At 64.1% G+C, this 24,739-nt stretch carries 21 protein-coding genes, 1 pseudogene and 1 riboswitch; of the genes and pseudogenes, 6 read left to right on the forward strand and 16 right to left on the reverse strand.

What is annotated here, in order from left to right; genetic code table 11:
- The first annotated feature begins 16 nt into the window (after positions 1-16).
- Positions 17-1,621: a hypothetical protein gene (locus AAGD32_00300; protein MEM8872673.1), complete on the forward strand. Its 1,605-nt coding sequence runs from the start codon at positions 17-19 to the stop codon at positions 1,619-1,621.
- Entirely contained in the window at positions 1,546-2,184 is a 639-nt protein-coding gene (locus tag AAGD32_00305; GenBank protein ID MEM8872674.1) for a Uma2 family endonuclease, read from the forward strand. Before AAGD32_00300 ends, AAGD32_00305 begins: the two co-directional genes overlap by 76 nt.
- Here AAGD32_00305 and AAGD32_00310 read toward each other — a convergent pair.
- From AAGD32_00310 to AAGD32_00365, 12 genes are all read right to left on the reverse strand, one after another.
- Positions 2,142-3,407, reverse strand: a complete 1,266-nt coding sequence (locus AAGD32_00310) for an aminoacetone oxidase family FAD-binding enzyme (GenBank protein MEM8872675.1) — start codon at positions 3,405-3,407, stop codon at positions 2,142-2,144. The genes AAGD32_00305 and AAGD32_00310 overlap by 43 nt on opposite strands.
- Positions 3,407-4,138, reverse strand: a complete 732-nt coding sequence (locus AAGD32_00315) for a sugar phosphate isomerase/epimerase (GenBank protein MEM8872676.1) — start codon at positions 4,136-4,138, stop codon at positions 3,407-3,409. Before AAGD32_00315 ends, AAGD32_00310 begins: the two co-directional genes overlap by 1 nt.
- Positions 4,139-4,146: 8 nt before the next feature.
- The gene (locus AAGD32_00320; GenBank protein ID MEM8872677.1) at positions 4,147-4,587 is read right to left on the reverse strand and encodes an SRPBCC family protein; all 441 of its coding nucleotides are present in this window, start codon (positions 4,585-4,587) and stop codon (positions 4,147-4,149) included.
- A 22-nt stretch (positions 4,588-4,609) separates the two neighbouring features.
- Entirely contained in the window at positions 4,610-5,404 is a 795-nt protein-coding gene (locus AAGD32_00325) for a DUF4058 family protein (protein MEM8872678.1), read from the reverse strand.
- Entirely contained in the window at positions 5,374-6,045 is a 672-nt protein-coding gene (locus tag AAGD32_00330; protein MEM8872679.1) for a hypothetical protein, read from the reverse strand. Before AAGD32_00330 ends, AAGD32_00325 begins: the two co-directional genes overlap by 31 nt.
- Positions 6,046-6,048: 3 nt before the next feature.
- Complete coding sequence (thiC, locus tag AAGD32_00335; protein MEM8872680.1) at positions 6,049-8,022, reverse strand: phosphomethylpyrimidine synthase ThiC; 1,974 nt, start codon at positions 8,020-8,022, stop codon at positions 6,049-6,051.
- Positions 8,023-8,040: 18 nt separating this feature from the next.
- Positions 8,041-8,138: riboswitch (TPP riboswitch) on the reverse strand.
- A 22-nt stretch (positions 8,139-8,160) separates the two neighbouring features.
- Positions 8,161-9,840 (reverse strand): hypothetical protein, encoded by a 1,680-nt coding sequence (locus AAGD32_00340; protein MEM8872681.1) that lies wholly within the window; start codon positions 9,838-9,840, stop codon positions 8,161-8,163.
- Between the two features lie 145 nt (positions 9,841-9,985).
- Positions 9,986-11,137 carry a tyrosine recombinase XerC gene (gene xerC / locus AAGD32_00345; protein MEM8872682.1) on the reverse strand — a complete coding sequence of 384 codons (1,152 nt, stop codon included), beginning with the start codon at positions 11,135-11,137 and terminating at the stop codon, positions 9,986-9,988.
- Positions 11,138-11,426: 289 nt separating this feature from the next.
- On the reverse strand, positions 11,427-11,690 hold the full coding sequence (locus AAGD32_00350; protein ID MEM8872683.1) for a hypothetical protein: 264 nt from the start codon (positions 11,688-11,690) through the stop codon (positions 11,427-11,429).
- An 18-nt stretch (positions 11,691-11,708) separates the two neighbouring features.
- Positions 11,709-12,476 (reverse strand): hypothetical protein, encoded by a 768-nt coding sequence (locus AAGD32_00355; GenBank protein ID MEM8872684.1) that lies wholly within the window; start codon positions 12,474-12,476, stop codon positions 11,709-11,711.
- Between the two features lie 27 nt (positions 12,477-12,503).
- Positions 12,504-13,742, reverse strand: coding sequence for a hypothetical protein (locus AAGD32_00360; protein MEM8872685.1), 1,239 nt, complete (start codon positions 13,740-13,742; stop codon positions 12,504-12,506).
- 21 nt (positions 13,743-13,763) lie between these two features.
- Positions 13,764-14,459, reverse strand: a complete 696-nt coding sequence (locus AAGD32_00365) for a DUF4190 domain-containing protein (protein MEM8872686.1) — start codon at positions 14,457-14,459, stop codon at positions 13,764-13,766.
- Positions 14,460-14,492: 33 nt separating this feature from the next.
- On the opposite strand from AAGD32_00365, the gene AAGD32_00370 reads away from it, so the two are divergent.
- On the forward strand, positions 14,493-14,750 hold the full coding sequence (locus tag AAGD32_00370) for a hypothetical protein (GenBank protein MEM8872687.1): 258 nt from the start codon (positions 14,493-14,495) through the stop codon (positions 14,748-14,750).
- 5 nt (positions 14,751-14,755) lie between these two features.
- Here the strand turns inward: AAGD32_00370 and AAGD32_00375 are convergent, their stop codons facing one another.
- Both AAGD32_00375 and AAGD32_00380 read right to left on the reverse strand, forming a co-directional pair.
- On the reverse strand, positions 14,756-16,117 hold the full coding sequence (locus tag AAGD32_00375; GenBank protein MEM8872688.1) for an MFS transporter: 1,362 nt from the start codon (positions 16,115-16,117) through the stop codon (positions 14,756-14,758).
- Positions 16,118-16,201: 84 nt separating this feature from the next.
- Positions 16,202-16,447: a hypothetical protein gene (locus AAGD32_00380; protein MEM8872689.1), complete on the reverse strand. Its 246-nt coding sequence runs from the start codon at positions 16,445-16,447 to the stop codon at positions 16,202-16,204.
- A 155-nt stretch (positions 16,448-16,602) separates the two neighbouring features.
- Between AAGD32_00380 and AAGD32_00385 the strand changes: the two are divergent.
- From AAGD32_00385 to AAGD32_00395, 3 genes and pseudogenes are all read left to right on the forward strand, one after another.
- Positions 16,603-19,951 (forward strand): annotated as a pseudogene (locus tag AAGD32_00385) (pyruvate carboxylase).
- A 116-nt stretch (positions 19,952-20,067) separates the two neighbouring features.
- Positions 20,068-20,817: a biotin--[acetyl-CoA-carboxylase] ligase gene (locus AAGD32_00390; GenBank protein ID MEM8872690.1), complete on the forward strand. Its 750-nt coding sequence runs from the start codon at positions 20,068-20,070 to the stop codon at positions 20,815-20,817.
- 167 nt (positions 20,818-20,984) lie between these two features.
- Positions 20,985-21,728 carry a hypothetical protein gene (locus tag AAGD32_00395; protein ID MEM8872691.1) on the forward strand — a complete coding sequence of 248 codons (744 nt, stop codon included), beginning with the start codon at positions 20,985-20,987 and terminating at the stop codon, positions 21,726-21,728.
- Positions 21,729-21,779: 51 nt separating this feature from the next.
- Here AAGD32_00395 and AAGD32_00400 read toward each other — a convergent pair whose 3' ends face one another.
- Both AAGD32_00400 and AAGD32_00405 read right to left on the reverse strand, forming a co-directional pair.
- A complete protein-coding gene (locus AAGD32_00400; protein MEM8872692.1) occupies positions 21,780-22,796 on the reverse strand; it encodes a hypothetical protein in 1,017 nt (338 codons plus the stop codon).
- A gap of 112 nt (positions 22,797-22,908) precedes the next feature.
- Positions 22,909-24,576 (reverse strand): sigma 54-interacting transcriptional regulator, encoded by a 1,668-nt coding sequence (locus AAGD32_00405; GenBank protein ID MEM8872693.1) that lies wholly within the window; start codon positions 24,574-24,576, stop codon positions 22,909-22,911.
- Positions 24,577-24,739 lie beyond the last annotated feature (163 nt).

Below are 24,739 nucleotides of genomic sequence, written 5' to 3' on the forward strand. Positions count from 1 at the left end.
GCGTTACGGTGTCTGCATGCGTCGAGCATTGAAGCTTTTGTCCGTCTTCGTAACGCTCACGCCGGTCTGGCTGGTCCTGGCATGGCTGGTGTGGACGTTCGCCGCAACCCGCGCGATGGAGGCCGGGCACCAACGCCTGCTCGATGCCGACTTCGGATTCGACGTGGTGACCGCCCAGCAACGCTTGGGCGACATCCCCGACGACCGCAACGCGGCACCGATCATCGACAAGGCCGTGCAGTCACTCGTGCTCGAAACCGCCGCCATGCGTGAGACTTATTGCAGCGACCTACATCTCGTTTCCTTGCAAGACGAACTCTCTCAAACGCCGCAGGAGCAGACGGAGATGTTACGGGTGGCCGAGATCGCGACATACATCGACGCCGGGCTGACTTCCGAGCAGGCGATCGTCGCGGTCGCAGAGCATGGGTTTGCGACGACGGTGTACCCGAGCAGTTGGCAGGCCGCGGTCGTCGCCGTCGACGACAACTCAGCAGCTCTTCAAGAGCTCTTCCCACTTGAACAACTGGCCGAGGGTCATCGCGTCGAAGCACGTCGGCCGCATCCGTATCGCAATCTCATTTCGGTGATGGAGATGATCGACGCGCAGCTGCCGCATCTTGAGGCCGTTGGCGAATTGAACCGACTCGTGTGGATGTCGGCCGCCTTGAAGTGGCACGACGGCGACCACGCCGACGCGCTTGCGACAATTCGATTGATCGAGTTTCACGCCCAGGCCTTAGGCAGTTCAACACACGTTTGGCTCGACGGGGTTTACGCGCTCAGTTCGCACACGGTGGCGGCGGAACGTGTCGCCGAACTGCTGCCTTGGGTCGATCTGTCGGACGCTTCGGTTTGTGCCGAGGCCGAGATTTGGTTGGCCATGTTGCTCGATGACGATCCGATTAACGTCGCGTTGACCAACGCCATCGCCGGCTCAACAGCCGTGGCACAAACGAAGCTCCGTCACGACGACGCGACGGCGTTTGGGGTTGTCGGCCGACCGGCCCACCGACAAAGCGCCGCCGACCTCGCCGACTACGCCATCGAGTTGAAGCAGGCGTTGGATCAAGCGGGGACAATGGCCGAAACCGAGGCCAAACTTCCGCCCGAACCCGAGAGTTGGTACGGCACCATCGCGTACATCATGGCGAATCCGGTGTACGGCCGACATGCGGCAGAGATGCGGTTTCGGTCCGAGCGAACGCGCTTGCTCGCCGCGACGGTCATCGCAACCTCGCTGTATCGAAACGAGCACGGCGACTGGCCCGAATCGCTCTCCGACTGTGTGCCGGACTACTTGCCGGTCGAGGCGATCAACCCCATGACCGGCACACCGATCCGCTACAGCTCCGGCGACGAGGTCGATCCCCGTCCACGCGTTTGGACCGTCGGCCCGGACGGAGAAGATGACGGCGGGCGTGCGCCGGTCGACGATCGTGACAGCGATGCTGACAACGTCCGTTATCTCGACTCTGGCCCGCCGCCACCACGCACCTGGTGGGTCGCTACGCACCGTGACTCCGCCGGTGTTACAATCGCCCCATGGAGCAGCCGGTCCCGACCAACAAGCGCTACACATGGGAGGAGTATCTCGCGTTCGAGGAGAGCTCACCGGTGAAGCACGAGTTTCACGACGGCAAGCTCGTACCGATCCAATGGATCGGAGATGGACCCGCGCCCGAAGGAATGGCGGGAGGAACCGAGAATCACTCGTCAATCTCGATCGGTGTCTCGAGCACACTTCGCACCGCCCTGCGAGGTAAACCGTGCAAGGTCCACGGCAGCGAGCTGAAGCTTCAAGTCCCCGCAGCGCTTCGGGGCTACTACCCGGACGCTATGATTATCTGTGGCGACACGGAGTACCCGCCGGACGACAAGCATCGCACCAGCGTGCTGAACCCGCGTGTCATCGTGGAAGTGCTCAGCGACTCCACCAGTGACTTTGATCTTGGAGAGAAGTTCGACCACTACCGACTTGTCGAGTCACTTCAAGAGTATGTCGTGATCAGTCAGACCGAACCACGGATTCGGGTGTTTCGACGCAACGATGATGGCACGTGGACGTTCGACGTTGCGGTAGGCTTGGACGCAACGGCCCGATTGGACTCGGTCGAGGTCGACCTACCGCTGGCGGAGGTTTATGCCGACGTGGAGTTCGACAAGTCGGACGCTAAGGCCTGAGCGGCGGCTTTGCCGGCGAGGTGGCCGGTGGCCCAGGCCCATTGAAAGTTGAAGCCGCCGATGCGGCCGTCGAGATCGAGGATCTCGCCGGCCAGATGAACGCCGTCGTGCTTGCGGCTGCTCATCGTTTTCCAGGCGACTTCGCTCAGCGGGACGCCGCCGGCGGTGACCTCGGCGTGGTTCCAGCCGCGGTCCTGTTCGACAGGCAACGGCAACGCCGTGAGCGTGTGAACGACCTTGCGGCGTTGATCCTTCTTGAGCTGCGCCAGCGGCGTGTCGGGCGCGACGCCGATGCTGGCGAGCATCGCGTCGACGACCTTCTCCGGCATCGGCGAGAGCCCGTCGATCGCGCGGCGGAGTGTCACGCTCGACTGACCGAGCAGCTTCGGCTCGACCGTGTCGAACCGCTCACCGGGCAGGAGGTTGAGCGTCCACTGCGGCTCGCCGCCGGCGAGCTTTGCCGCGAGAAAGTGTCGGCTCGCGTCCATCACCACTGGGCCGCTTAGGCCGAAGTGCGTCCAGAGCAGCGAGCTGGTCCGGCGGTCGATCGGCTTGCGATCCAGCGTCGTGACGATCTCCGCGTCGTGGCTGATGCCGGCCAGGTTGGCGTGAAAGAAGTGCTGTTGCAGGACGATCGAGACGAGTGCCGGGTGCGTGTCAGTGACGGTGTGGCCGAGCGCTTTGGCCAGTGCATAGCCGCCGCCGTCGGAGCCGGTCTTGGGCAGGCTTCGGCCGCCCGTGCAGACGATGAGTCGACGCGCGGTGAGCTTCTCGGTTTCGTTGATGAACAGTGTGAAGCCGTCGCCGGTCGGCACGATGCCGGTGACGCGCGACTCGGTGCGCAGGTCGACGCCGAGGTCCGCCAAGCGACCCAGCAGCGCGTCGAGCACGGTGCGGGCTTTGTCGGTGGTTGGAAAGAGCTTGCCGGTCGGCTCGCGCTTGAGCTGCACGCCCATGTCATCGAGCCAGCGGGTTGTGTCTTCGACCGTGAAGCTCGCGAGAACGTTCTTGACGAAGTTGCGGCTCGCCGCGTTGTAGTCCCGCACGTCCACGGCGTGGTGCGTGACGTTGCACCGCCCGCCGCCGGCAACGAGAATCTTTGCGCCGACCTTTCTCGCACCGTCGAGGAGCACGACGGATGCATCGGGGTTGGCCTGCTTGGCAAAAATGCCGGCCGACAGCCCGGCCGCCCCCGCGCCGACGATGGCGAGGTCGCACTGCATCAGCCGAGCATGCCCTTGAGATTCTCAAGGCTGATCTTCGCGCTCTTGAGGCTGTCATTGTCGATCCAACTGTTGTCCTGCTCGATGACGAAGTAGTCGACCTTCGCTTCCGCCGCGCCGGCGAGGATGTCCTTGATTGGGACGATGCCGGTGCCGACCTCGGTGAGCTGCTTGGTGCCGTAGTCGGCGCAGTCCTTGACGTGGATCAGCGGCAGTCGGCCAGCGAGCTTGTGCATCCACGCGACCGTGTCCGCACCGGCGACGGCCGACCAGCACGTGTCGAGCTCGGCAGTGACGCCGGTGCCGTCGAAGATCACGTCCATCCCGGTCGTGTCGCCGTCGATCTTCTCGAACTCGAAGTCGTGGTTGTGGTAGCCGAAGGTGATGCCCTCGGCGGTTTGTGCGTTGATCGCCTCGACGATCTTGCGGTAGCCGGCAACGGTGCGTTGGTCGTCGGGCCAGTACGGCTGGATGATGTACTTGTAGCCGAAGACCTTGGCGGTGTTGATCGCGTCGGTCGCATCGCCGCCGGGGATCCAGCCTTCGTGGGCGGCCACGGCGGTGAGGCCGTTGGCGTCGAGCTTGGCCTTGAGCTGCTCGGCGGTCAGGCCGTAGAGCCCGGCCAGTTCGACATGCGTATACCCCATCTCCGCCAGCGCGGCGAGCCCGCCGTCAAGGTCGTTGTTGAGCGCGTCACGAACGGTGTAGAGCTGGAGTGCGATGGTGGGCATGGGGGAGGTTAGGCAGCCTCCAGCAGCCGCTTCAGGTTTGTCGCGGCGTCGCGGGTCTGTTTCTTCAAACCCATTTTGATCAGCGGCGTGAACAGCTTGCCCATGAACGTTTTGGGCGTGATCTCGATTGCGTGGTGCGTGATGGCGTTCGCGCCGTCGGGGCTGACGCGGAGGTCGACGACGACGGCGAACGCCTTGTCCTCGTAGCGGTTGACGAGCTTCTCGTTCTCGACGCGCTCGACGATCTGGCCGCCCATCTCCTGTTGCTTGCCGCCTTGCTTGAAGACGTAGTGGAGTTTGTCGCCGACGTTGTTCGGCGGGCCGGTGACGTTGGTGAGCGAAACGCACGGCGGGAGCCACTCGGCCGCGCGGGGCAGGTCGTCGATCAGCGCAAACGCGGCGGCAGGCGAAGCGTCGACCGGCTCGGCGTGTTCGTAGCGGACGGGCATGGCGGTATCGGTAAACCTCGGATCAGTCGCTTGTTTGAAAGCCTAGTTGTCGCCGAAGGTGGCGAGGCACCCCATCAAACGCTTCGTTGTAAGTCCGCTCGAGCGGAAGATTGACATACCACTCCGCGGCATAGAACAGTGGCAAATCAGGCATGGGTACACCCACTTGAACATGCTCGGCGAACACCTCGCATCCGATGCCCAAGACTTCCGAGCCGACCCGGACAGCCACCTGCGTGAGCGATGTCGCGGGGTCTGTCAGATCAGGTTCTCCACCGATCTCACGCCACACCGCTGCGCCAAGTCCTCCCGTTCCTTCGCCACGCGGCGGAAAGAGATCGATCACTACGAGATGCACTCCGGCTTGCACGGCCGACACGCACTTGTCGATGAACCGCTCGACGGCCGACGAGCGATCCTTGTTCGCTGGCGACACGACCTCGACCAATGCAACAAGCCGGTTGCCGCTGACATGGCGAATCGCAAGAGAGCGTCGACGCGCTTCGAGCATGGGCTCACGCGCGATGGTGGCCTTCACGGAGGTCTGGGGTGGACGGTCAAGTACGAGTGTTCCGCCGTGTTCGGAGTCCCCGATCGACCCGTCCGGCTCGGGTCGTTCAAGCGTCAGCACGTCAGCGTGCATTTCGCCGGCATGCTGCTCCGCCAACGCGTAAATGGTGTCGGGCAGCAAGCCGTTGTTGAGCGAACGCTGCATGCTGACAAGCCAGCCGGTGTGAAAGGCATGGAACTCGCCCGCACTCACCCGTGTCCAGTCATGGATTGGCATCATTGCATTGTACTGGGCCGAGCTCGCCACTGTTTTACCATCTCATTGGCGACGCGGGGACCAAACTCGATCGGGTTGAAATCATGCAGAAGAACCTCGCCGTGGCGAGCGATGCGGTACAGACAACCGTCCCGGACGAAGATGGCACGCCGCCGGGTGTCACGCATCACCCATGCGGCCCCGTGAGGCAGTGTGAGATCCATCGGCCGATCTGAGTGTGACACGTTGGGCGAGCGACGCCAGTAGAGCAGGTCGGTTTCGTCTGGCGTGGCTTGGGAGAAAGGACCGATCTGCCCTTCGACGTCGACCCACGTGTTCAGGTGTACGCCATTGGTGACGAATCGACCACCCACGCAGTAGTGCCCTTCTTCATCCGGCCTTCGCCAGATCGGCACAAGCGATGGCAGTCGGCTTAGTGTCGTCCATGTCTCACCGACCTCTTCGTGCGGCGGCCAGTGGAAATCACCCCAGTTGAGCAGCAGAAACCTCCCGTCAGGCGAGACATCCGATGCATCGGGATAGACGCTTCCAAAGAACACGTCGCCCGGCGTTAGTTGATCGCCGTTGAGCTCCCACCGGAAGACTTGCCAGCGCTTGCTGGGACCGCGACGCAAGACCGCCGCGATCGGAGCGGAAGCGGCAAACAGCACGAACAGACGCGGTGGTGGCATCGTCTAGATCACCCGGTCCTCACTCGGGATGTTCATGGCCGGGGCTTTATTCAGCTGCACGAGCTTCTGCTTCGCCTTGGCTTCGTCGGCGTCGACGTAGTCGCTGTGGCAGGCGGCTTTGCCGTGGTCGTCGGTGTCCACGGCCTTCTTGGTTTTGGTGGCGAGCTTGTGGATCTCCTCGGGGCTCAGGACGCCGCGTTGTTCGAGGATGGCTTTTTGCTCGTCGGTGAGGGCGGCGGAGCGCATGACTTTTTCGCGCTCGAAGCCTTCGGCTTTGCCGCTGGCCCAATCCTGGATCTCCTTGCTGATGCGGACGCTGCACCAGTCGTGGCCGCACATGGCGCAGAAGTCGGTGTCGACGTCGAGGTCTTCGTCGTGGTAGGCCCGCGCGGTGTCGGGGTCGAAGGAGAGGTCGAAGTGCTTCTGCCAGTTGAGCGCGGCGCGGGCCTTGGTCAGCTCGTCGTCACGGTCGCGGGTGCTGGGAATGCCGAGTGCGACGTCGGCGGCGTGGGCGGCGATCTTGTAGGCGATGCAGCCCTGCTTCACGTCGTCCTTCTTCGGCAAGCCCAGGTGCTCCTTGGGCGTGACGTAGCAGAGCATGCTCGCGCCGTGGTAGGCGGCGGCGGTCGCGCCGATGCAGCTGGTGATGTGGTCGTAGCCCGGGAAGATGTCGGTGACCAGCGGGCCCAGCACGTAGAACGGCGCGCCGTGACACAGCGACCGCTGGAGCTTCATGTTGTACTCGATCTGGTCGAACGGCACGTGGCCGGGGCCTTCGACCATGACCTGCACGCCGCGGCGCCACGCGCGTTCGGTGAGCTTGCCGATCTCGGCGAGCTCGAGCAGTTGCAGGTTGTCGGTCGCGTCGGCGAGTCCGCCGGGCCGGCAGCCGTCGCCGATGCTGAAGGTTACGTCGTACTCGCGCATCACGTCGCAGATCGCCTCCCAAGACGTGTTCATCGGGTTCTGCTTCTCGTGGTGGAGCATCCACTTGGCGAGCAGGCTGCCGCCGCGCGAGACGAGGCCGATCAGGCGGTCCTTCGCGAACTTGAGGTGCTCGCGCAGAATGCCGGCGTGGATCGTGAAGTAGTCGACGCCCTGCTCGGCCTGGTGGCGGACGGTGTCGAGGATGATCGCTTCGTCGAGGTCTTCGATCTTGCGGCCGATGATCATCGAGTAGATCGGCACCGTGCCGATGGGCGTGGTGGAGTTCTCGATGATGGCCTGGCGGGTGGCGTCGAGGTCGCCGCCGGTGGAGAGGTCCATCACGGTGTCCGCGCCCCAGCGTTCGGCCCAGTGGAGCTTTTCGACTTCCTCGTCGGTGCCGGAGGAGACGGGGGACGCGCCCATGTTGGCGTTGATCTTGGTCTTGGTCGACCGGCCGATGGCCATGGGGTCCAGCTTGTACCCGAGATGCTTGCGGTTGGCGGGGATGACGAGTCGGCCGGCGGCGATCTCGTCGCGGACCTGCGCCGCGGTCAGGTGCGGCTCGCGCTCGGCGACGCGCCGCATCTGCTCGGTGATGATGCCGAGGCGAGCGTGTTCGAGTTGGGTGACCGGAACGAAGTCGATTGGGCAGACGACTGTTCGGGAACCACCGTCTGCTTGCCAAAACGGAACCTGAATCTGCTTCGCATCACCGGCGTTCTTTCGCCATTCGCCAAGTAACTCGAGAGTGAGTGGTTCATCACGACCGCATTCTTGACAGCCGTACTCAACCTCGGTCGACCACCCCTCCGGCAGGAAGTCCCACGCCGTCTTGCCGGACGGCTCGGGCATGCCGGGGGTGTCGGGGCTGCTGAAGGACAGCGGGCCGCCGAGGTCGGGGGTGTTGGCGAAGGAGCCGGGCGTGGTGGCGGATTCGTCACCGGGGTTGCCGCCGATGGCGGGCAGGGTCCAGGGGAACTCCAACTGAACGTTCTTGGAATCGGGCGTGCTCATCACGGCGGCTTTCTTCAAAGCGGCGCGGTTGAGCACGGCGGGACTTCACGAATGTGCGATGGCCCGCCGCCTCCCTACGCCGGCATGATCCGGGTCAGGTTCCAAGGGTGCTTCTCAGGCCGACACCACGCCGGCCGCCCCTGGCGACGAAATCAGTTTAGGCGAAATGCCGATCTACTTCTCCATCGCTTTGGCATCGCCGGCTTCGGACGCGTCGGGCGTTTCCGACATCTCGTCGTCGGCGGGTGATTCTTCCGACTCGTCCATCGACTCGACCTCGGCAGGCGATTCCTCATCGGACGGCGCGTCGGCGGGCATGCTGCGCGAAACACCGTTGAGCAAGTCACGCATCGCGACGGGCAGCGGGTAAAACTCGGCGTCGTCCAACTCGCTAACCGCGTCGACGGCGCTCTTGAGCGCTTGCTCGGCCTCGGTGTCGTTGCCGGTGAGCAGCGCGACTTGTGAGAGCGAGAAGCGGGTGAACCCGGTGAGGAACGCCGCGGCGTCGGACACGGCGGCACGCGCTTCGGCACCGAGCGTTCCGCCGCCGTTGCTGGCATCGAGAAAGCTTTGCTCGGCCGACGCGAGAATGGCCCTGGCTGCCTCGGCATTGGCATCGAGATCGGCCGCGGAAGCCGACGACGAGAGCGCGTCGGGCAGCGTCACGCCAGAGTTCTCGGCGCTGCGAGCGATGATCTCGCGAAGATACGCGCTGGTCGCCACGGACATGAGCAACTCGCCCTGCTCCCGTTGGGCAGCTCCGGTGGAAAGATCGAAGTACGCTTTCGGTGGCGCGGCCGAGTCACGGCCTGCGGAGTTCGCCTGACTCGCACCTTCGCTGAACCGTTGGACGGCGGCCGCGAACGCGGTCTTCGCGGCTTCGACCTGCGACTGGGCCTGGGCAAGTGCTTCGCCGAGCGATTCGCCATCGCCACCACTGATCAATGCGTCGGCTTCGGCCTTTTTCGCCTCGGCCCGCTGTTGCTGGACGGCGATCTGATTCTGCAGCGTTTCCCAATGCGTTTCGGTCGCAGCCTTCAGCCCTTCGATGTTTTCGACACCCTTCGCCAGTGATTCCAGCTTGGCCTGAGCCACTTCGAGATCGCCGCGGACGGCGAGTAGTTCGACGTCCAACTGCGATTGCTGGGTCGCGGTGTTGGAGGCTTCCTTTTGGGCGACGATGGCGTTGCGGAACGTGTCCATGCCCGCGTCGCCGGATTCGCTGTCGGCTTGGGAGAACAGTTCGGACGCACGCTTAAGCGCGGCCAGGCGGGTGGTCTCGAGTTGCTGACGTTGTGCTTCGAGATTGGCAACCTCGCCTTGGAGTCGGCTCACTTCCTGCTCGAGCGTGCCGACGGTTTCGATATCGACGTCGCCGATGGTGAAGGTCTCGGCGTTCCCGGCACCGCGAAGGCCGGCGACGGTGTCGTCGATGGCCTGAAGTGCCGGCCCGGGGTCGGCCGAACGGAGGGCGGCAATGCGGCGGTTGACGTCGGCGAGGTTCGATGACACGCCAGCGAGATCTTGAAGACGCTTCTCGACATCGACGAGCTTGGCGTTGGCGTCGTTACGGATCGCACGGGCCGATGCGAGTTCGACTTGGGCCAGCAGGTCGTAGGTGTTGGCAAGCTCGGTCGGGCTGCCGCCGGTGCTGGTGAGGCCGGTGAGGTCGGCGCGAAGCGCGTCGTAGTTCTCGGCAGCCAGCGAGCCGGAAGCGTTGGCCAGGCCGGCCTTGATCTTGTTCTCCGGCGAGTCCGGATCGTCGCATCCCGCACCCATGAACAGCGTCACGGCCGCGGCGGCCAGGGCGAGCTTGGCGGATTTCAACGACGTACGGAGGGCGTGTGATCGCATGGAGCAGTGATTGTCGCGAGTACGGGCGTGTTCGTCAATGTTGGGGCGGTTTCGAGAGCGTGAAACACAAAACATGGAACGCGAAGTGCGAGGGCCGGCCCCGCACTTCGCGTTCCACTTTTCGCGATTCACATATTGCTTCGACCTAGGACGCCTTTGGCATCGCGTAACCGTTGATGCCGTCGGTGCGGGCCCGCGGGTGAGCGTCGTCGTAGACATCCTTGACACGGGTGGTGGTCAGGTGGGTGTAGACCTGCGTCGTCGACAGTGATTGGTGGCCGAGCAGTTCCTGAACCGCGCGGAGGTCGGCACCGTTATTGAGCAGGTGCGTGGCGAAGCTGTGACGCAGCGTGTGCGGGCTGATGCCGGGATCGAGGCCGACCTGGGCAAGGTACTTGTCGAGCTTGCGACGGACGCTGCGGGTGCTCAGCGGATCGCCGTGCTTGTTGAGGAAGACCTTCTGGTCCGGGCCGGGCGGGTCGATGCGGCTGTCGAGCTGGCGGTTCTGCAGGTAGCGACGGATCGCACCGATGGCCTGTGAGCCGATGGGCGTGAGGCGTTCCTTTCGGCCCTTACCGATGACACGGAGAATGCCCTCTTCAAGGTCGATATCGCTAAGCGTGAGGTCGACGAGTTCGCTGACACGGATGCCGCTGGAGTAGAGCACTTCCAGCATGGCCTTGTCGCGGAGCGAGAGGATGTCCGCATCGCCGGGGGCGTCGAGCAGGAGTTGGATCTGTTCGAGCGTCAGGCACTTGGGCAGGCGCTTGTCCTGCTTGGGCGTGCGGATGGCGTTCATCGGCGAGGTTTCGACGCGGCCCCGACGGATGAGGAACTTGTAGAAACTCCGCAGCGTCGCCAGCTTCCGGGCGGTGGTGCTCTTGGTGTAGTTCTGGGCGGCGAGGTAGGCGAGGAACTCACGCACGACGTCGGCTTCGACATCGACGAGCTTCACGTCGATCGGCCGGGCGTCGGCCTCACGGTCGATGCTACTGAAGCTCCGACCGATCTCGCCCATGAGGAACTGACAGAACTGTGTCAGGTCCGCGCCGTAACTACGGACGGTGTAGTCGGAGAAGTGCCGTTCGAGCTTGAGGTGGTCGAGGAACTCGCGGGCCAGGTCCGAGACCTGCTTTTCCTGCGGAGTTTCGGCGCGGGCCGTGTCAGGTTTGTCGTTGGTCGCCGTGACCCGGTCGCCGTGATTGGGGCTGCCGCCGCGCTCGGAGAAGTCTTGCGTGTCGGTGGAGGGCTGGGCGAAGGAGCCGTTGTCGGTGATATCGCGAATGTCGTCGTACATCGAGTGTGTGCCGCGGTGCGGGTTTGGGTCATCAGTGACCGCATGTCCCGCGGGGGAAACAATCCCGGAATGGCTTGCCGTCGTGCTTCCGCTTGCTGGCACTCGAAGTGCGTGGAGACGTTCCACGTCTCGCAGGCTTGGCGTTGACGGCCCGAGCGGGCTTTATCCTCAGACCGCGACGATCGACGACCCACACTCCCGCAGGCGACCGACCGGCATTTTCTTCCCGTGCACTCTCAAACCCCGACACACCGGAACCCTCGCATTCGAGCGACCGGTAATGCAAACCTCATGCGGCTTTCTTCGGCATGATCGCTTCGAGTTCTTTTGCCAAATGCTCACCAAGTTGGTGAGAAAGCACTGCGGCGTCGAACCAGTCCAAATGTGCGTCGTCGGCCTTGCCGGTCGTGTCGCCGACGATGCCGATTACCGCATCGAGGACCGACCGCTCGTCGCCCGGCTCGTAACGAAAGCGGTGCTCGTGCTCACCCTTGTGCAGGGCAAGGGTGCGCGTCTCGAGAACGTTGCCGGTCGGCTTTGATTCGGATTCCATGCAGATACCTCCTCCTCCTTATCGGCCTGAAGCGCGGGCCACCGAAGGGGAATTTACTTTCTGCACGATCGGGCCGGTCGCGCCGGGCGTGTTGAGCAGTTCTTCCAACAGCGTCGCATAGCCGAACGTGCAGAACCGGTCCATCGCCATCAGGTACTCCCGTTCCTGGGCGGCAGACATCGGATCGCTGCGGCCCTGCGCGTAGGCCCAGAGTTTTTGTCGTGTCGAGCCTTCGGCCGCATCGAACACCTCGGCCGTCTGCAGGAAGGTCGTCGGCGGTACGTACGCCGCCACCTCGGCGCTGCTGCTCATCCGCTGCAGGTCGCGGACCTCCACGTTCCACTCGGTCCGCACTGCCCCGCCGCGAAAGAACAGCGTCAACGTCGCGCCGAACTTCGGCGGGTCGTACGGGTCGTACATCGTCACCGTCGGCACCACCAGCGCGTCCACGTCGAGCGCCTCGCACACCATCGCGCCCTCGTCGGCCGACTGGATCTGCTCGAATCCGAGCGCGGCCATTACCTCGATCACCCGGTTCACAGGAACGCCCACGAGCCCCTCGGTCTGGCTGACCTCCTGGAACAACAAGTCGCCCTGCAGCAGCGGGTCGACGCTGCGCTGGCCGGAGAGGTTGATGGCGGGCGCGACGGCCCAGGTCTGTTGCCGGATGCCGGGGAAGGCGAGTTTGCGTTCGACGCCGTACTCCGGATCACCGCCGCCGAAGCAGCCGGTGAGCATCAGAAGAACAAGACCAAGCAACGCATGTCGAAAGGTGTTGGAAACCATCATGTCATCCTGAACGAACTTCGTGACCTACTCACCGATCAAACCCGCATCGATCTCGGCGAGGTTCTGGTCAATGCCGACGCTTTCGCTGCCGTCAGCGGCGACGGACCAAACGCACTCGTTGCCGCCGCGATCGCTGATGAAATAGATGCGACCGTCGGCACCCCAGTCCGGCGTGGCGTTGGTGCCGATGCCGTCGGTCAGCCGGCGGCGATTCGTTCCATCCGCCGTGACGATCCACACATCCTGCTGCCCCGGCTGATCGGCAGCGGTCGGTTCGATGATCGTGCCGAAGCTGATCTCTCGGCCGTCCGGCGACCACGTCGGTGCCACGATCGCGGCGTTGGTCGAAACGGCGACCTCGGTTGGTGCCATCGGCTCGCCGTTGCGTATCTCCAGTGTCCACAGCGAGAACCAGCGCGTGCCGCGTTGCCGTGCGCGCTGATAGGCGATGACGTCCCGGGTCGTGTCGGGCGACCAGTCGGGGAACAGACCGAAGCCGACCATCTTGTTCACGCCCGTCCGCAGGTCGACGATCCATAGCTCCCAGCGTCCGCTGCGTCCGCCGAAGCGGGAGAAGACGATGCGGTTGCCGTCGGGGCTAAAGGACGGATGCATGTCCTGCGTGAATCCGTCGGTGATTTGGGTGACGTCCTTGCCGTCGCGGGTCATGGTGTAGATGTCCCACGAGCCGGCGCGGTTGGACGCGAACGCGATGAGCGAGCCATCGGGGCTGAAGGTCGGAAAGGCGTCGTCGGCCGGGTCGGCGGTGAGCTGCGTGACGCTTTGCCCGCCGATCTTCTGCAAGTAGATTTCCGGGCGTTCGTGGTGGCGGGTCGAGGCGAAGACAAGGTTTTTACCGATCCGATCAACGCACACGTCGGCGTCGTAGCCGTCCTCGACGAACGTGAGTTGTGCGAAGCCGGACGCCCCCGGCGGACGCTGCGGCCCCGGCGCGAGTTCGTTGAACTCGCCGAAGATGTTCGTGCCCTTGGGCGCGTTGGTCAGGTACATCGGCAGGTCGGCGTCGATCTGCGCGAGCCGGGGGCCGGTCGGGCCGGACTCGGTGATCTGGGCGTCGGGATACTCGGCCGGATCGATCGGCGTGAAACTCTCGTCCTCGTTGAACGAGGTGATCGCATCAAGGCCACCCCCACCGCCGAGCAGTCCGCAACCCGACAACGACAGGCAGCCGAGGGCCGTCAACGAAAGCGATAGTGACAGGTGGGTACCGAGCTTGGTCCGCATGGCCGTGTTATCGGACACGGGTCGCCGCTCGGATGAGGATTATTCGAACACATCCTGCAGCGACGAAAGCTGCCAGGTCCCGCCCGCTTCGCTGGTGAAGATCGCGTTGTGCCGAAGTGGGTCTTCGCGGTTCTCGACGGTGAAGATCAACTGCGTCTGGGCATAGCGGATGCCCTGCTCCGACTCGTCGAAGCGGATCAGGCCCGTGGTCTGTAAGTCGGTCAGGTTGCCGAACTCACCCTGCATGCCGTCGAACACGTTGGAGAAGAAGGACGCCGGAAAGCGATCTCGGAAGCGGGGCGCGGTGTGCGTGTAGGCGGTGGCGTAGTCGTCGCGGGTCAGGGCTGACCGGAGTTCACCGATGGTTTCCTCGATGCGGGCCGTGTCGCCACGCTGTTGGGACCAACGGCCGAACACCGACGATCCGGCCACGACGAGCACGAGTCCGCCGATCGCGAGCGCGGCCCCGGACACGCCGACGCCGGTGAGCGTCCCGCCGCTTTGCCTGATCCGCACCAACGCCACGACGCCGAGCACCAACGCAAGCACCGGCAGGATCAAAAGCGCATCGACAAGCAACGCCGACAGCCCCACCACCGCGACCGACAGTGCCGTCACGGCGACGGCGGACACCGCGCGGTACTCGTGGCCGAGGCCTGCGGTGGTGCTCATCTTCGCGAGCCCGGCGATGCCGTCGTTCTGGCCGTCCGTGTTGTCGGTGTTGGGATCGTTCATCGTGGTCCGCCGGTCTGGCCGATCATTCAAGGCATGGTCCGCCCGTCAAATCCCGCCGACTCCCGCACCGAGCAACTCATTGCCGACATTCTCGAGTTCAATCCGAACGCGGACCGGAAGTTTCTGGCCGGCTTCGACGAGGAAGACCTCGCGGCGTATCTGGAAAACCTCCGACACGCCAGTGATCGCAACGTCCGGCTCAACGGCTGGGTCGGCCGACAGATCGCCGCCCGAAAAGCCGCCGGCGGCCGCAAGCCGATCCCCCGATCCAACCTCCGCAAGGCCGGCTGACCGCGTCAGACCTTCTCCAACGGCAGGACGTACTTTCGGCTCATCCACCAGTACCCCGCCACGCCGATCGCGCTGAAGAACAGGCTCACCGCGAACACCGGCCGACCGATCAGGTAGTACAGCCCGACACCGAAAAACGGTGCCAAGCAACCTCGCACGCCGGTGAGCATGACGTGGACGCCCATGTATTGCGCGATCCGGTCGGGGCCGGCGAACGCGTGCTGGCCGAGTTGCCACGCCAACGCCCCGCCACCGAAGCAGACGCCCTGTAACAGCATCCCGACGGCGACCACCCAGAGCTGATCGGTCAGCGCACCCACGAGAATGGTGGCCTGACAGATGACGATGATCCCGCTCTGGATCGTGCGGAAGCGGAACAAGCTCATCGAGTCGTACAACGGTGCCCAGAACTGAATCGAGAGCGTGCTGGCGACCACGGGGATCAGCGAGAGCACGATCACCGCAAGCGTGTACTGCCGGTCGGGATCGGTCATCTCCTTGCTGACCATGTAGTACAGGCTCGGCGCGGCGAACATGAAACTCACGCCGAGCAGGAACTGAAACCACTGGTACTTGGCAAAGACGCGATCCTCACGGAGCAACGCGAGGCCGGCCGAGACCTGGTCGGCGTATGTCCGCAACACCCCGCCGCGACGCTGGATCCGGGGCTGTTCGCGAAGGTGCAACGCCTCGCCACGAACGCGGATTCGGCTGAACTCGTAAATGCCGATCGCACTGATGGCGGCGAAGACCGGATACATCACGGCGTAACTGGCCGGCATCTGATCCAGCAGCAGCGCGCCCGCGGTGGTCAGCACCGCGAGCGTGGCCATGTTCACGACGGTGATCCGCCCGACAATCTGGGCCCGGCTGGCAGTCGGATAGTTGCTCCGCCAGACCGCGCTGCGGAGCGTGACGATCCCGCTGGCGCAGACGCGTGCCAGAACGATCAGGCCGGCGAAAATCCAGCCGGCGTACGCGGGCGGCATTCCGTTCGTGTCGGGGATGAACCATGTCAGTCCCACCGCTCCCACGGCCAGCGCCACACCGAGCTGCAGAGCATTGATGACCGGCACCTTCCGCCGGCCCTCGGCGACCTGGCCCCAGAACAGCGCGACGATGTTCCCGAACATCGGGGCCGCCGTGATAACCGCCAACAGCAACTGCGACGCATCGAAGTACTTGCCGGCCACCACTCCCGCGAACGCCCCTTCGGCCATTGCCATCGCGAGTGGAAACGTGAACGCTGACTTGATCTCGTGGCGGTAGTTTCGCCGCACCATGTAGGGCTGGCGTGCCGGCGAGAACGCCACCAGTTGGCTCAAACGCTGCGGCCAACTGGTTGGGGAATCATCACGCCGCAGCACGGGGGCAGCGTAGGCGCGCAGCGGAAAGCCCACGCCGAACGGCGCGGGCTTTCACGTCAATCGATCATCGGAAGACGACCCGAGTTACGGGCTCATCTTGCGGACGTTCCAGTAGGTCAACTGACTCACCGGCCGCGTCAGCAGATACTTGTCCGCGTCATCGAGCAGCATCTTGCCTTCCATGTCGATGTTGCGGGCGATCTCGATGTCACGCTGCTGGAGCGTGTAACCGGGCGTCACCGTGGGGTTCACGGAGGCGTACTTATTGCACCCGACTCCCACGAGGGCGAGGGCGGCGACGGCGATGAATCTCTGGATCGTCTTGGTCATGGCTGTGGTCCCAGTATCGCGGGGATCGCGGTTGTGTCAAAGAGTGCGTGTTGGACGCGTCAGGGGGCGAAAAGTTCAACGGCCAAGAATCGCCACAAAGGCCCGGTCAAGACGTTTTTGCCAACCTCACGCACATGCTGAACAATGCCCGGTTCATGCCCACGACCTTCAAGAAGCTGCTCGTCGCCAATCGTGGCGAAATCGCGATCCGTGTCATGCGTGCGGCCAGCGAGTTGGGCATCCGCACCGTGGCGGTCTACACCCACGAGGACCGCTTCGCCCTGCACCGCTTCAAGGCCGACGAGTCGTACCTGCTGGGCCCGGCCGAGGGCGGCGCGCCGGTCAAGGGCTACCTCGACATCGACGCGCTGGTGGAGCTGTGTGCCGACGTCGGCGTCGACGCGATCCACCCGGGCTACGGATTCCTTTCCGAAAACGCCGACCTGGCCCGCCAGTGCGTCGAGAACGGCATCGCTTTCGTCGGCCCACCCGCCGACGTGCTGGGCCAGTTCGGCGACAAGACCCAGGCCAAGAAACTCGCCGAGCGGGCCAAGGTCCCCACCGTCCCCGGCACCGCGAAGGGGCTGCTCAAGTTCGCCGACGTCGAGAAGGCCGCAGGCAAAGTCGGCTACCCGCTGATGCTCAAAGCCAGCTTCGGCGGTGGCGGGCGCGGCATGCGGGTGGTCCGCTCGGCCAAGGAACTCAAGGGCAAATGGGAGGAGGCCGCCCGCGAAGCCGCCGGCGCCTTCGGCCGATCCGAGGTCTTCCTCGAACGCTACATCGAACACGCCAAGCACATCGAGGTGCAAATCCTCGCCGACACCCACGGCAACCTTGTACACCTCTGGGACCGCGACTGCTCCGTGCAACGACGGCACCGTCGAGTTCCTCGTCGACGTCAAACGCGAGGAGTTTTACTTCATTGAGGTCAATCCGCGCGTGCAGGTCGAGCACACCGTCACCGAGCAGGTCACCGGCATCGACATCGTCCGCAGCCAGATCCTCGTCGCCCAGGGCCACGACCTGCACGGCCACGTGATCGAGATCCCACAGCAGCCCGACATCAACGTCCGCGGCGTCGCGCTGCAGGCGCGCATCACCACCGAGGACCCGGAGAACCAGTTCATCCCCGACTACGGCCGGATCAGCACCTACCGCTCGGCCGTCGGCTTCGGCATCCGCCTCGACGGCGGCACCGCGTTCACCGGCGCGATCATCACGCCCTACTTCGACTCGCTGCTGGTCAAGCTCACCGCGTCGGGCCTGCACCTGGCCGACGCGATCGCACGCATGGACCGGGCGCTGCGCGAGTTCCGCGTGCGCGGCGTCAAGACGAACATCCCGTTCCTCGAAAATCTCATCCGCCATCCGACCTTCGCCGGCGGGCATGCGACGACGCGGTTCGTGGACGAGACGCCGGAGCTGTTCGACTTCCAACCGCGTCGGGACCGGGCGACGAAGCTGCTGGAGTATCTCGGCGACGTGATCGTCAACGGCCGCGACGACGTGCGCGGCAAGACCGACGGTCGCACGCTGCCCGAGCCGATCGTCCCGGCGTTCGAGAAGGACGACGTCCCGGCCAAGGGAACGCGCGATCGCCTGCTCGCCGACGGGCCGGTGAAGTTCGCCGAGTGGACCCGCAAACAGAAACGCCTGCTGCTGACCGACACCACCTTCCGCGACGCGCACCAGTCGCTGCTCTCGACGCGCGTGCGGACTTACGACCTGTTGCAGATCGCCGAGGCGATGAGCCACCTCGCGCCGCACCTGTGGTCGATCGAGATGTGGGGCGGCGCGACGTTCGACACCTCGATGCGCTTCCTGCAGGAGTCGCCGTGGGACCGTTTGGCCCAGCTACGCAAGGCGATTCCGAACGTCTGCTTCCAGATGCTGCTGCGCGCGAGCAACGCGGTGGGTTACACGAACTACGCCGACAATGTCGTGCGGCGCTTTGTCGATCTTTCGGCCGAGCACGGCATGGATGTGTTCCGCGTGTTCGACTCGCTCAACAACGTGACCAACATGAAGGTCGCGATGAAGGCGGTGCTCGCAACGAAGACGACCGTGTGCGAGGCGGCCGTCTGCTACACCGGTGACATCCTCGACCCGGCCCGGTCCAAGTACGACCTCGACTATTACGTCGACATGGCCAAACAGTTGGAGGACCTGGGCGCGCACGTGCTTTGCGTGAAGGACATGGCCGGGCTGCTCAAGCCGTATGCGGCGACGGTGCTGTTCAAAGCGCTCCGCAAAGCGGTGAGCATCCCCGTCCACTTCCACACGCACGACACCTCCGGCGTCAACAGCGCGTCGGTCCTGCGCGCCGCCGATGCGGGCGTCGATGTCGCCGACACCGCGATCGCCGCGATGTCCGGCACGACCAGCCAGCCCAACCTCAACTCCATCACCGCCGCCCTACGCAACACCCCGCGCGACACCGGCCTGCCCGTGGACCTGCTCGAGCAGATCAACTTCTACTGGGAACAGGCGCGGCAGCTGTATTACCCCTTCGAGCAGAACGTCATGGCCGGCACGGCCGACGTGTACCGCCACGAGATGCCCGGCGGCCAGTACACCAACCTCCGTGTCCAGGCCCAATCGCTCGGCCTCGCCGATCGCTGGGACGACATCGCCGACGCCTACGCCACCGTCAACCGCATGTTCGGCGACATCGTCAAGGTCACGCCGTCGTCGAAGGTCGTGGGCGACATGGCGTTGTTCATGGTGACCAACAACCTCACCGAAGCCGACGTGATGGACCCGAGCAAGAAGCTCAGCTTCCCGCAGAGCGTGGTCGATGCGATGGCGGGTCTGATCGGCACGCCGCCGGGCGGTTGGCCCAAGAAGCTACGCAAGATCATCCTCGACTCCGCGGGCCGCGAGCCGATCAAGGGCCGGCCCGGCGCGACACTGCCCGCAGTCGACTTCGACTCGGCGGCGAAGGAGCTCACGACCAAACTCGGCCGCGCGGTCAGCGACACCGATGTCATCTCCGCGGAGCTGTACCCCGCAGTCTTCACCGACTTCGACCGTCATTGCCAACGCTTCTCCGACACGAGCGTGCTGCCGACGCCCAACTTCTTCTTCGGGCTCCAGCGTGGCGAGGAGGTGGCGGTCGAGATCGAGCCGGGCAAGACGCTGGTGGTCAAGTACGTCGCCCTCGGCGATGCGCGGGACGACGGAACGCGGGTGCTGTTCTTCGAACTCAACGGCCAGCCGCGCGAGGTGGTGGTGGTCGACCGTTCACTGGAGGCCTCGGTCGCCCGACACGAGAAGGCCGATCCCGACGATCCGAGCCACCTTGCCGCCCCGATGCCGGGCAAGATCACGAACGTCGTTGTGGATAACGGGGACAAAGTCACCGAGGGCGATCGCGTGCTGAGCATCGAGGCGATGAAGATGGAAACCGCCGTTTACGCCCCGAGGAACGGGATTCTCGCCCAGCTCAAGGTCTCGGACGGCGACACGGTGCAGGCCGGTGACTTGTTGCTCGTTTTGAAATAGGTTTCGACTTGCAATGTTGTGACAAGTTAGGATTCAATCTGTGACGGCACGACAGTGGGGGCACTACTTCCCGTGCCGGGGTTCTGCGCCCCTCGTGAGTTCTCTTCCGTGATGTTATGCCGCATCGACAATATGACCTGGAGCGGATCCGCACCGAGCTTTCCCCATGGCGGTTGCACTGGTATCCGCGCTTACGCAGCACCAGCGACCGGGCTATCGAGCTGAAGGAAGCCGGCGAGCTTTACTGCCCCGCCCTCGTGGTTACCGGTAATCAGACCGCCGGTCGCGGCCGGGGCGACAACGTCTGGTTCAGCGGACCCTCGACATTGACGGCGACATTCGCCATCTCGGCCGACCCGGATCGCCGCCCCGAGCACCTGCCGCTGGTGGTGGGTGTGCTCGTCCGCCGCATCGCCGCCCGGTTCGGAGCGTCGGATACGAAGATAAAATGGCCCAACGATCTCTATCACGACGGCCTGAAGCTCGCGGGCGTCATTTGTGAGCGGGAACGCGGAATCGACGTCATCGGCATCGGGCTCAACGTCGGGATCGACGCCGCGATTCCGCCGGAGGTGGCAAGGAACATCACATCCCTGAACGACATCTGCGGGCAGCCGGTGAGCAAGACCGACGTGCTGCTAGCGCTGGCGGAGAGCCTGGCCTCGCTGACCGAGCGGCCGATCAGCTGGGCGGATGTCCGCAGCGAATATGCCGGTTTCGACGCACTGGGGGGCGAAACGGTCCGGATCGGCGAAACCGTCGGCCACTGCGAGGGTGTCGACGCAGACGGGCTCTTGGTCGTCTGCAACGAGACCGGCACACAACGGTTCCACACCGGCACCGTCAGGATTGTCTCCCCAACTTGACGTCCAACCCGCTCGGACATCATTATCGGCTCTCACCGACCGCACCTAGGCGGAACTGGTGTGTCATACCTACTTAGGATGAAACCGGCCGACGGATCGGCATGTCTCTATGTCATTCGTCTGTCCGGGGGAAATCGGTACTCCATTTGCATAGGTCCAGCGTCCACATGAACCCTCGTACTCTTCTCGTCACCGCCCTGCTTCTGCTACCGACCGTCGTGGGTTGCCAAACCAGCAGCATGACCCCGGGCGAACTCTCGGCCGTCCAGCCGGTCTCCAGCCAACCCCGCGTCGGCAACGCCTATCTCATGCGCGGCTGGATCGGCGTGTTCTCCACCGGCATCGACTCGCTCACCGAACAGCTCAACGAAGCCGGCGTCCGCGCCCACATCTACCAGAACAGCCAGTACCGAGACCTGGGTGCGACGATCCGTGACACTTACGCCGGCTTGGACAATCACGAGCCGATCATCCTCATCGGCCACAGCTACGGCGCCGACGACATGATCCGCATCGCCAAGATCGCGGCCGAGAAGAACGTGGAGATCGACCTGCTCATCACGCTCGACCCGGTGACGCCGCCCAACATTCCGCCGAACGTCAAACGTGCGGTCAATCTCTACCAGCCCAACGGCGCGTGGGACATTCTCCCGGTGCTCCGCGGCGTGGCGGTCAAGCCCCGCGAAGGCATGCCTGAGAACGTCGTTGAAAACTGGAACCTACGCGGCAACCGCAAGGACATCCTCGCCGAAGCCGAGGGCAAAGTCGACCACTTCAACATCGAGAAGAAAGCCGTCGTCCACGACGCGATCAAGGAGCTCGTCCTCGAGTATTGCCCGCCCCGCATGTACAGCCCGCAACTGGTGTCCTTCGAAAGCCCCGACAACCCCAAAGCCGGTGGCGGAGAGTAGATCGTCACGCTTCGGCCAAACTTGCCCGTGGGCGATCCCGTCGCGACCGAGTCACTCCGCATCCCAACTCATCGCGCCCCACGGCTCGAACAACTGCACATCGCCGGTCGGGGCCTCACGCCGCAGATCGTGAAAGTACTCTCGCTTCAGGTCAGCGATTTCGATGACGTACACCGCCGACGTGACCCCGAGCGTGCTGCGCTTGAGGTACGCGAGGAACCGCCCGTCCGGGCTCCACGTCGGATAGGCCAAGTCGAACTCTGGATCGCGCACGAGTTGACGCAGGTTGGTGCCGTCGCGGTCGATGGCCCAGATCTGTGATTGGTAGCCAAAGGCGATGGTCTTGCCGTCGGGCGAAACCACCGGATTACTCGCAACGCCGAGAAGTCTTTCCGGATCGAGCCGACGCACCTCATCGCCTTTCGGATCGACCTCATACAGTCCCGCAGCCACCTTGTCCCCGGCGCCCGAGAGGATCAGCTTGCCGTCTGGCGTCCATGTCGGTTCGGTGTAACCGACGAACCGGTTCACGCGCTGACCGTTGATGTCGTAGACGTACACGATGTGATCGGTGCCGAGGTAGCCGTCCTGGAAGTCATGCTTGTAGTCGCCGAACATCGGTGCAGTTGAGAGTGCCCGCACATACTGCGACGGATACACCGCGATCAGTTCACGATCGGGCGAGAGCGCCAGGCGCTCGATCGGCGGCGTCCACGTCGCACCCTCCTTTCGCAGCAAGTCCGTCACCTGGTGATAGACCACGCCATCAAGGTCGGCCAACGCGATGCGGCAACCGTTTTCGAGCGGCTGCATGCCGACCATGATGTTGCCTTCCACGTCGGTTCCGACCATCCGCGACCGCCCGACAAACCGAGCCCGGCCCATGTCCAAACGAGCCGTTGCCACACGCTGATCGATCGAGCCAAGTTGCTGCAACGTCAACACGCCATCGAGTTTCTCAGCGACCGCCGACCAGGGCGCCGTCTCCCGCAACGGTGCCCGCCGCGGCGGCTCGGGGGCGACACCGACGAAGGACAGCAATCCGACGAAAGAAAGCAGTGCAAGCATCTCGGCCAGACAGAAGCCGGCCGGTCCGGTTAGGTCAAGATCGAGTCAAGCCGGCAACACCGCCGATCACCGCGCCGAGCGCCACCGCTAGTGCCTGCTTGTCTGACATTCTTTAGTCACCCGCCTCCACGCCGAGGTCTTTGACCTTCTTGTTGAGCGTGTTGCGGTTGATGCCGAGGAAGTCGGCGGCTTTGGTCTTGATGCCGTCGGTCTTGCCCAAGGCTTTCTCGATGAGCGCGCCCTCGACCTTGTCGATGACGAGCGAGTAGATTTCACCTTCGCGGATCCCGAACTCGGCGATGGCCTGGTCGGCGAGGCGTTTGGCGAGAACATCGATGGACTCGGCGTCGCCGCGACGTTGTTGGGCATACATCCGCACGCCCAGCGGCAGAAGGTCGTCGGTAAAGTCCTCGCCCTGACTCAGCACCACCGCACGCTCGATCGAGTTCTCCAGCTCACGCACGTTCCCAGGCCACGGGTAACGCAGCATCAGGTTCAACGTCTCCCGGCTCATCCGCTTCACGCTGCGGTTGTTCATCTTGTTGAACCGATCAAGGAAATAGTCGATCAGGCTTGGAATATCCTCGCGCCGATTCCGCAGCGGCGGCAGGTAGATGCTCACCACGTTGAGCCGGTAATACAGGTCTTCGCGGAAGTTGTTCCGGGCGACTTCCTCCTCCAGATCGACGTTGGTCGCGGCGATGACACGGACGTCGACTTTCATGCTCTCGTTGTCGCCGACACGTTCGAACTCACGCTCCTGCAAAACGCGCAGAAGCTTGACCTGCAACTGCGGCTCCATCGTGCCGATCTCGTCAAGAAAGATCGTGCCCCCGTCGGCCGCTTCGAACTTGCCCGGCTTGTCCTTGATCGCGCCGGTGAAGCTGCCCTTGACGTGGCCGAATAACTCAGACTCGAGCAGCGTCCCGGCGATCGCGCCGCAGTTGACACGAATGAACGGCTTGTCGGCGCGATCGGAGTTGTAGTGGATCGCCTTGGCGATCATCTCCTTACCAGTGCCTGTTTCGCCGAGGAGCAGGACGGTCGCGCGGCTGGTGGCGACCTGGGCGACGGTGCTGAACACCTCGTGCATCGCGGCCGAGTCGCCGATGATGTTCTCGAACTTGTACCGGTCCCGCAGCTGGCTGCGCAGCTCGTGGGCCTCGGCGACGAGCTGCTCCTTCGCGGTCAGCAACATGCGATTGATCTGGATCGCCTGGGCGAGGAACGAGGTGATCACGTCGAGGAACCGGAAGTCCGCGTCGACCTGGGCGTCGGAGATGTAGCGTTTGTCGATCGCGAGCGCACCGACCGGCTTTTCCTCGATGCGGATCGGCACACAGAAGTAGCTCACCGGCGTCTTGTCATCGCGGTAACGCAGACGGTTGGTGCGGTTGAGAAAGTCCGGCTCTTCGAGGACGTTCTTGATGATCCGTGGCCGGCCGGTTGCTACGACGTGGCCCGTGATCCCCTCGCCGAGGGCGAACTTGTTCTTGGAGATCTCCTCGGGCGTCAGCGCCACCGCCGCGACCGTCCGCAGTCGGCCCGACGCCTCGTCGAGCAGGATCAGTGTGCCGCGGTGCATCCGCAACCGTGCGGAGATGACGGCCATGACCCTTTGAAATGCCCTGTTGAGTTCGAGGTCGGAACTGACAATCCGGCCCACCTCATTAAGTAGTTCGATCTCCGCCTGCGCGGAGCGCAAACCGTTGTCGGTCGTCGGGATGGCATCCTCGGCGGGTGGCCCCTGTTCAGGGTCGATGGTGGGCGCGGTCGGCATCGGGGGAACGTACCCAGCGGTGCCCATTTCGCAAGCGTTGGCCCGATAACCGGGCGGAGTACGGCCAGCCTTGTCCGGATTGCGAGCAAGACCATGCACAATCCGTCGGCGATAGCTTGATTCCGGGGTATCCCTGGTTCAGACACCCCGGATTTCCGCCGAC

The sequence above is a fragment of the Planctomycetota bacterium genome (assembly GCA_039182125.1).
GTDB lineage: Bacteria > Planctomycetota > Phycisphaerae > Tepidisphaerales > Tepidisphaeraceae > JBCDCH01.

Excerpts from the sequence above, each read along its gene's own strand:
- AAGD32_00300 (MEM8872673.1), top strand. The coding sequence starts at position 17 with ATGCGTCGAGCATTGAAGCTTTTGTCCGTCTTCGTAACGCTCACGCCG.
- AAGD32_00305 (MEM8872674.1), top strand. The coding sequence starts at position 1,546 with ATGGAGCAGCCGGTCCCGACCAACAAGCGCTACACATGGGAGGAGTAT.
- AAGD32_00310 (MEM8872675.1), bottom strand. The coding sequence starts at position 3,407 with ATGCAGTGCGACCTCGCCATCGTCGGCGCGGGGGCGGCCGGGCTGTCG.
- AAGD32_00315 (MEM8872676.1), bottom strand. The coding sequence starts at position 4,138 with ATGCCCACCATCGCACTCCAGCTCTACACCGTTCGTGACGCGCTCAAC.
- AAGD32_00320 (MEM8872677.1), bottom strand. The coding sequence starts at position 4,587 with ATGCCCGTCCGCTACGAACACGCCGAGCCGGTCGACGCTTCGCCTGCC.
- AAGD32_00330 (MEM8872679.1), bottom strand. The coding sequence starts at position 6,045 with ATGCCACCACCGCGTCTGTTCGTGCTGTTTGCCGCTTCCGCTCCGATC.
- AAGD32_00340 (MEM8872681.1), bottom strand. The coding sequence starts at position 9,840 with ATGCGATCACACGCCCTCCGTACGTCGTTGAAATCCGCCAAGCTCGCC.
- xerC (MEM8872682.1), bottom strand. The coding sequence starts at position 11,137 with ATGTACGACGACATTCGCGATATCACCGACAACGGCTCCTTCGCCCAG.
- AAGD32_00350 (MEM8872683.1), bottom strand. The coding sequence starts at position 11,690 with ATGGAATCCGAATCAAAGCCGACCGGCAACGTTCTCGAGACGCGCACC.
- AAGD32_00355 (MEM8872684.1), bottom strand. The coding sequence starts at position 12,476 with ATGGTTTCCAACACCTTTCGACATGCGTTGCTTGGTCTTGTTCTTCTG.
- AAGD32_00365 (MEM8872686.1), bottom strand. The coding sequence starts at position 14,459 with ATGAACGATCCCAACACCGACAACACGGACGGCCAGAACGACGGCATC.
- AAGD32_00370 (MEM8872687.1), top strand. The coding sequence starts at position 14,493 with ATGGTCCGCCCGTCAAATCCCGCCGACTCCCGCACCGAGCAACTCATT.
- AAGD32_00380 (MEM8872689.1), bottom strand. The coding sequence starts at position 16,447 with ATGACCAAGACGATCCAGAGATTCATCGCCGTCGCCGCCCTCGCCCTC.
- AAGD32_00390 (MEM8872690.1), top strand. The coding sequence starts at position 20,068 with ATGCCGCATCGACAATATGACCTGGAGCGGATCCGCACCGAGCTTTCC.
- AAGD32_00395 (MEM8872691.1), top strand. The coding sequence starts at position 20,985 with ATGAACCCTCGTACTCTTCTCGTCACCGCCCTGCTTCTGCTACCGACC.
- AAGD32_00400 (MEM8872692.1), bottom strand. The coding sequence starts at position 22,796 with ATGCTTGCACTGCTTTCTTTCGTCGGATTGCTGTCCTTCGTCGGTGTC.
- AAGD32_00405 (MEM8872693.1), bottom strand. The coding sequence starts at position 24,576 with ATGCCGACCGCGCCCACCATCGACCCTGAACAGGGGCCACCCGCCGAG.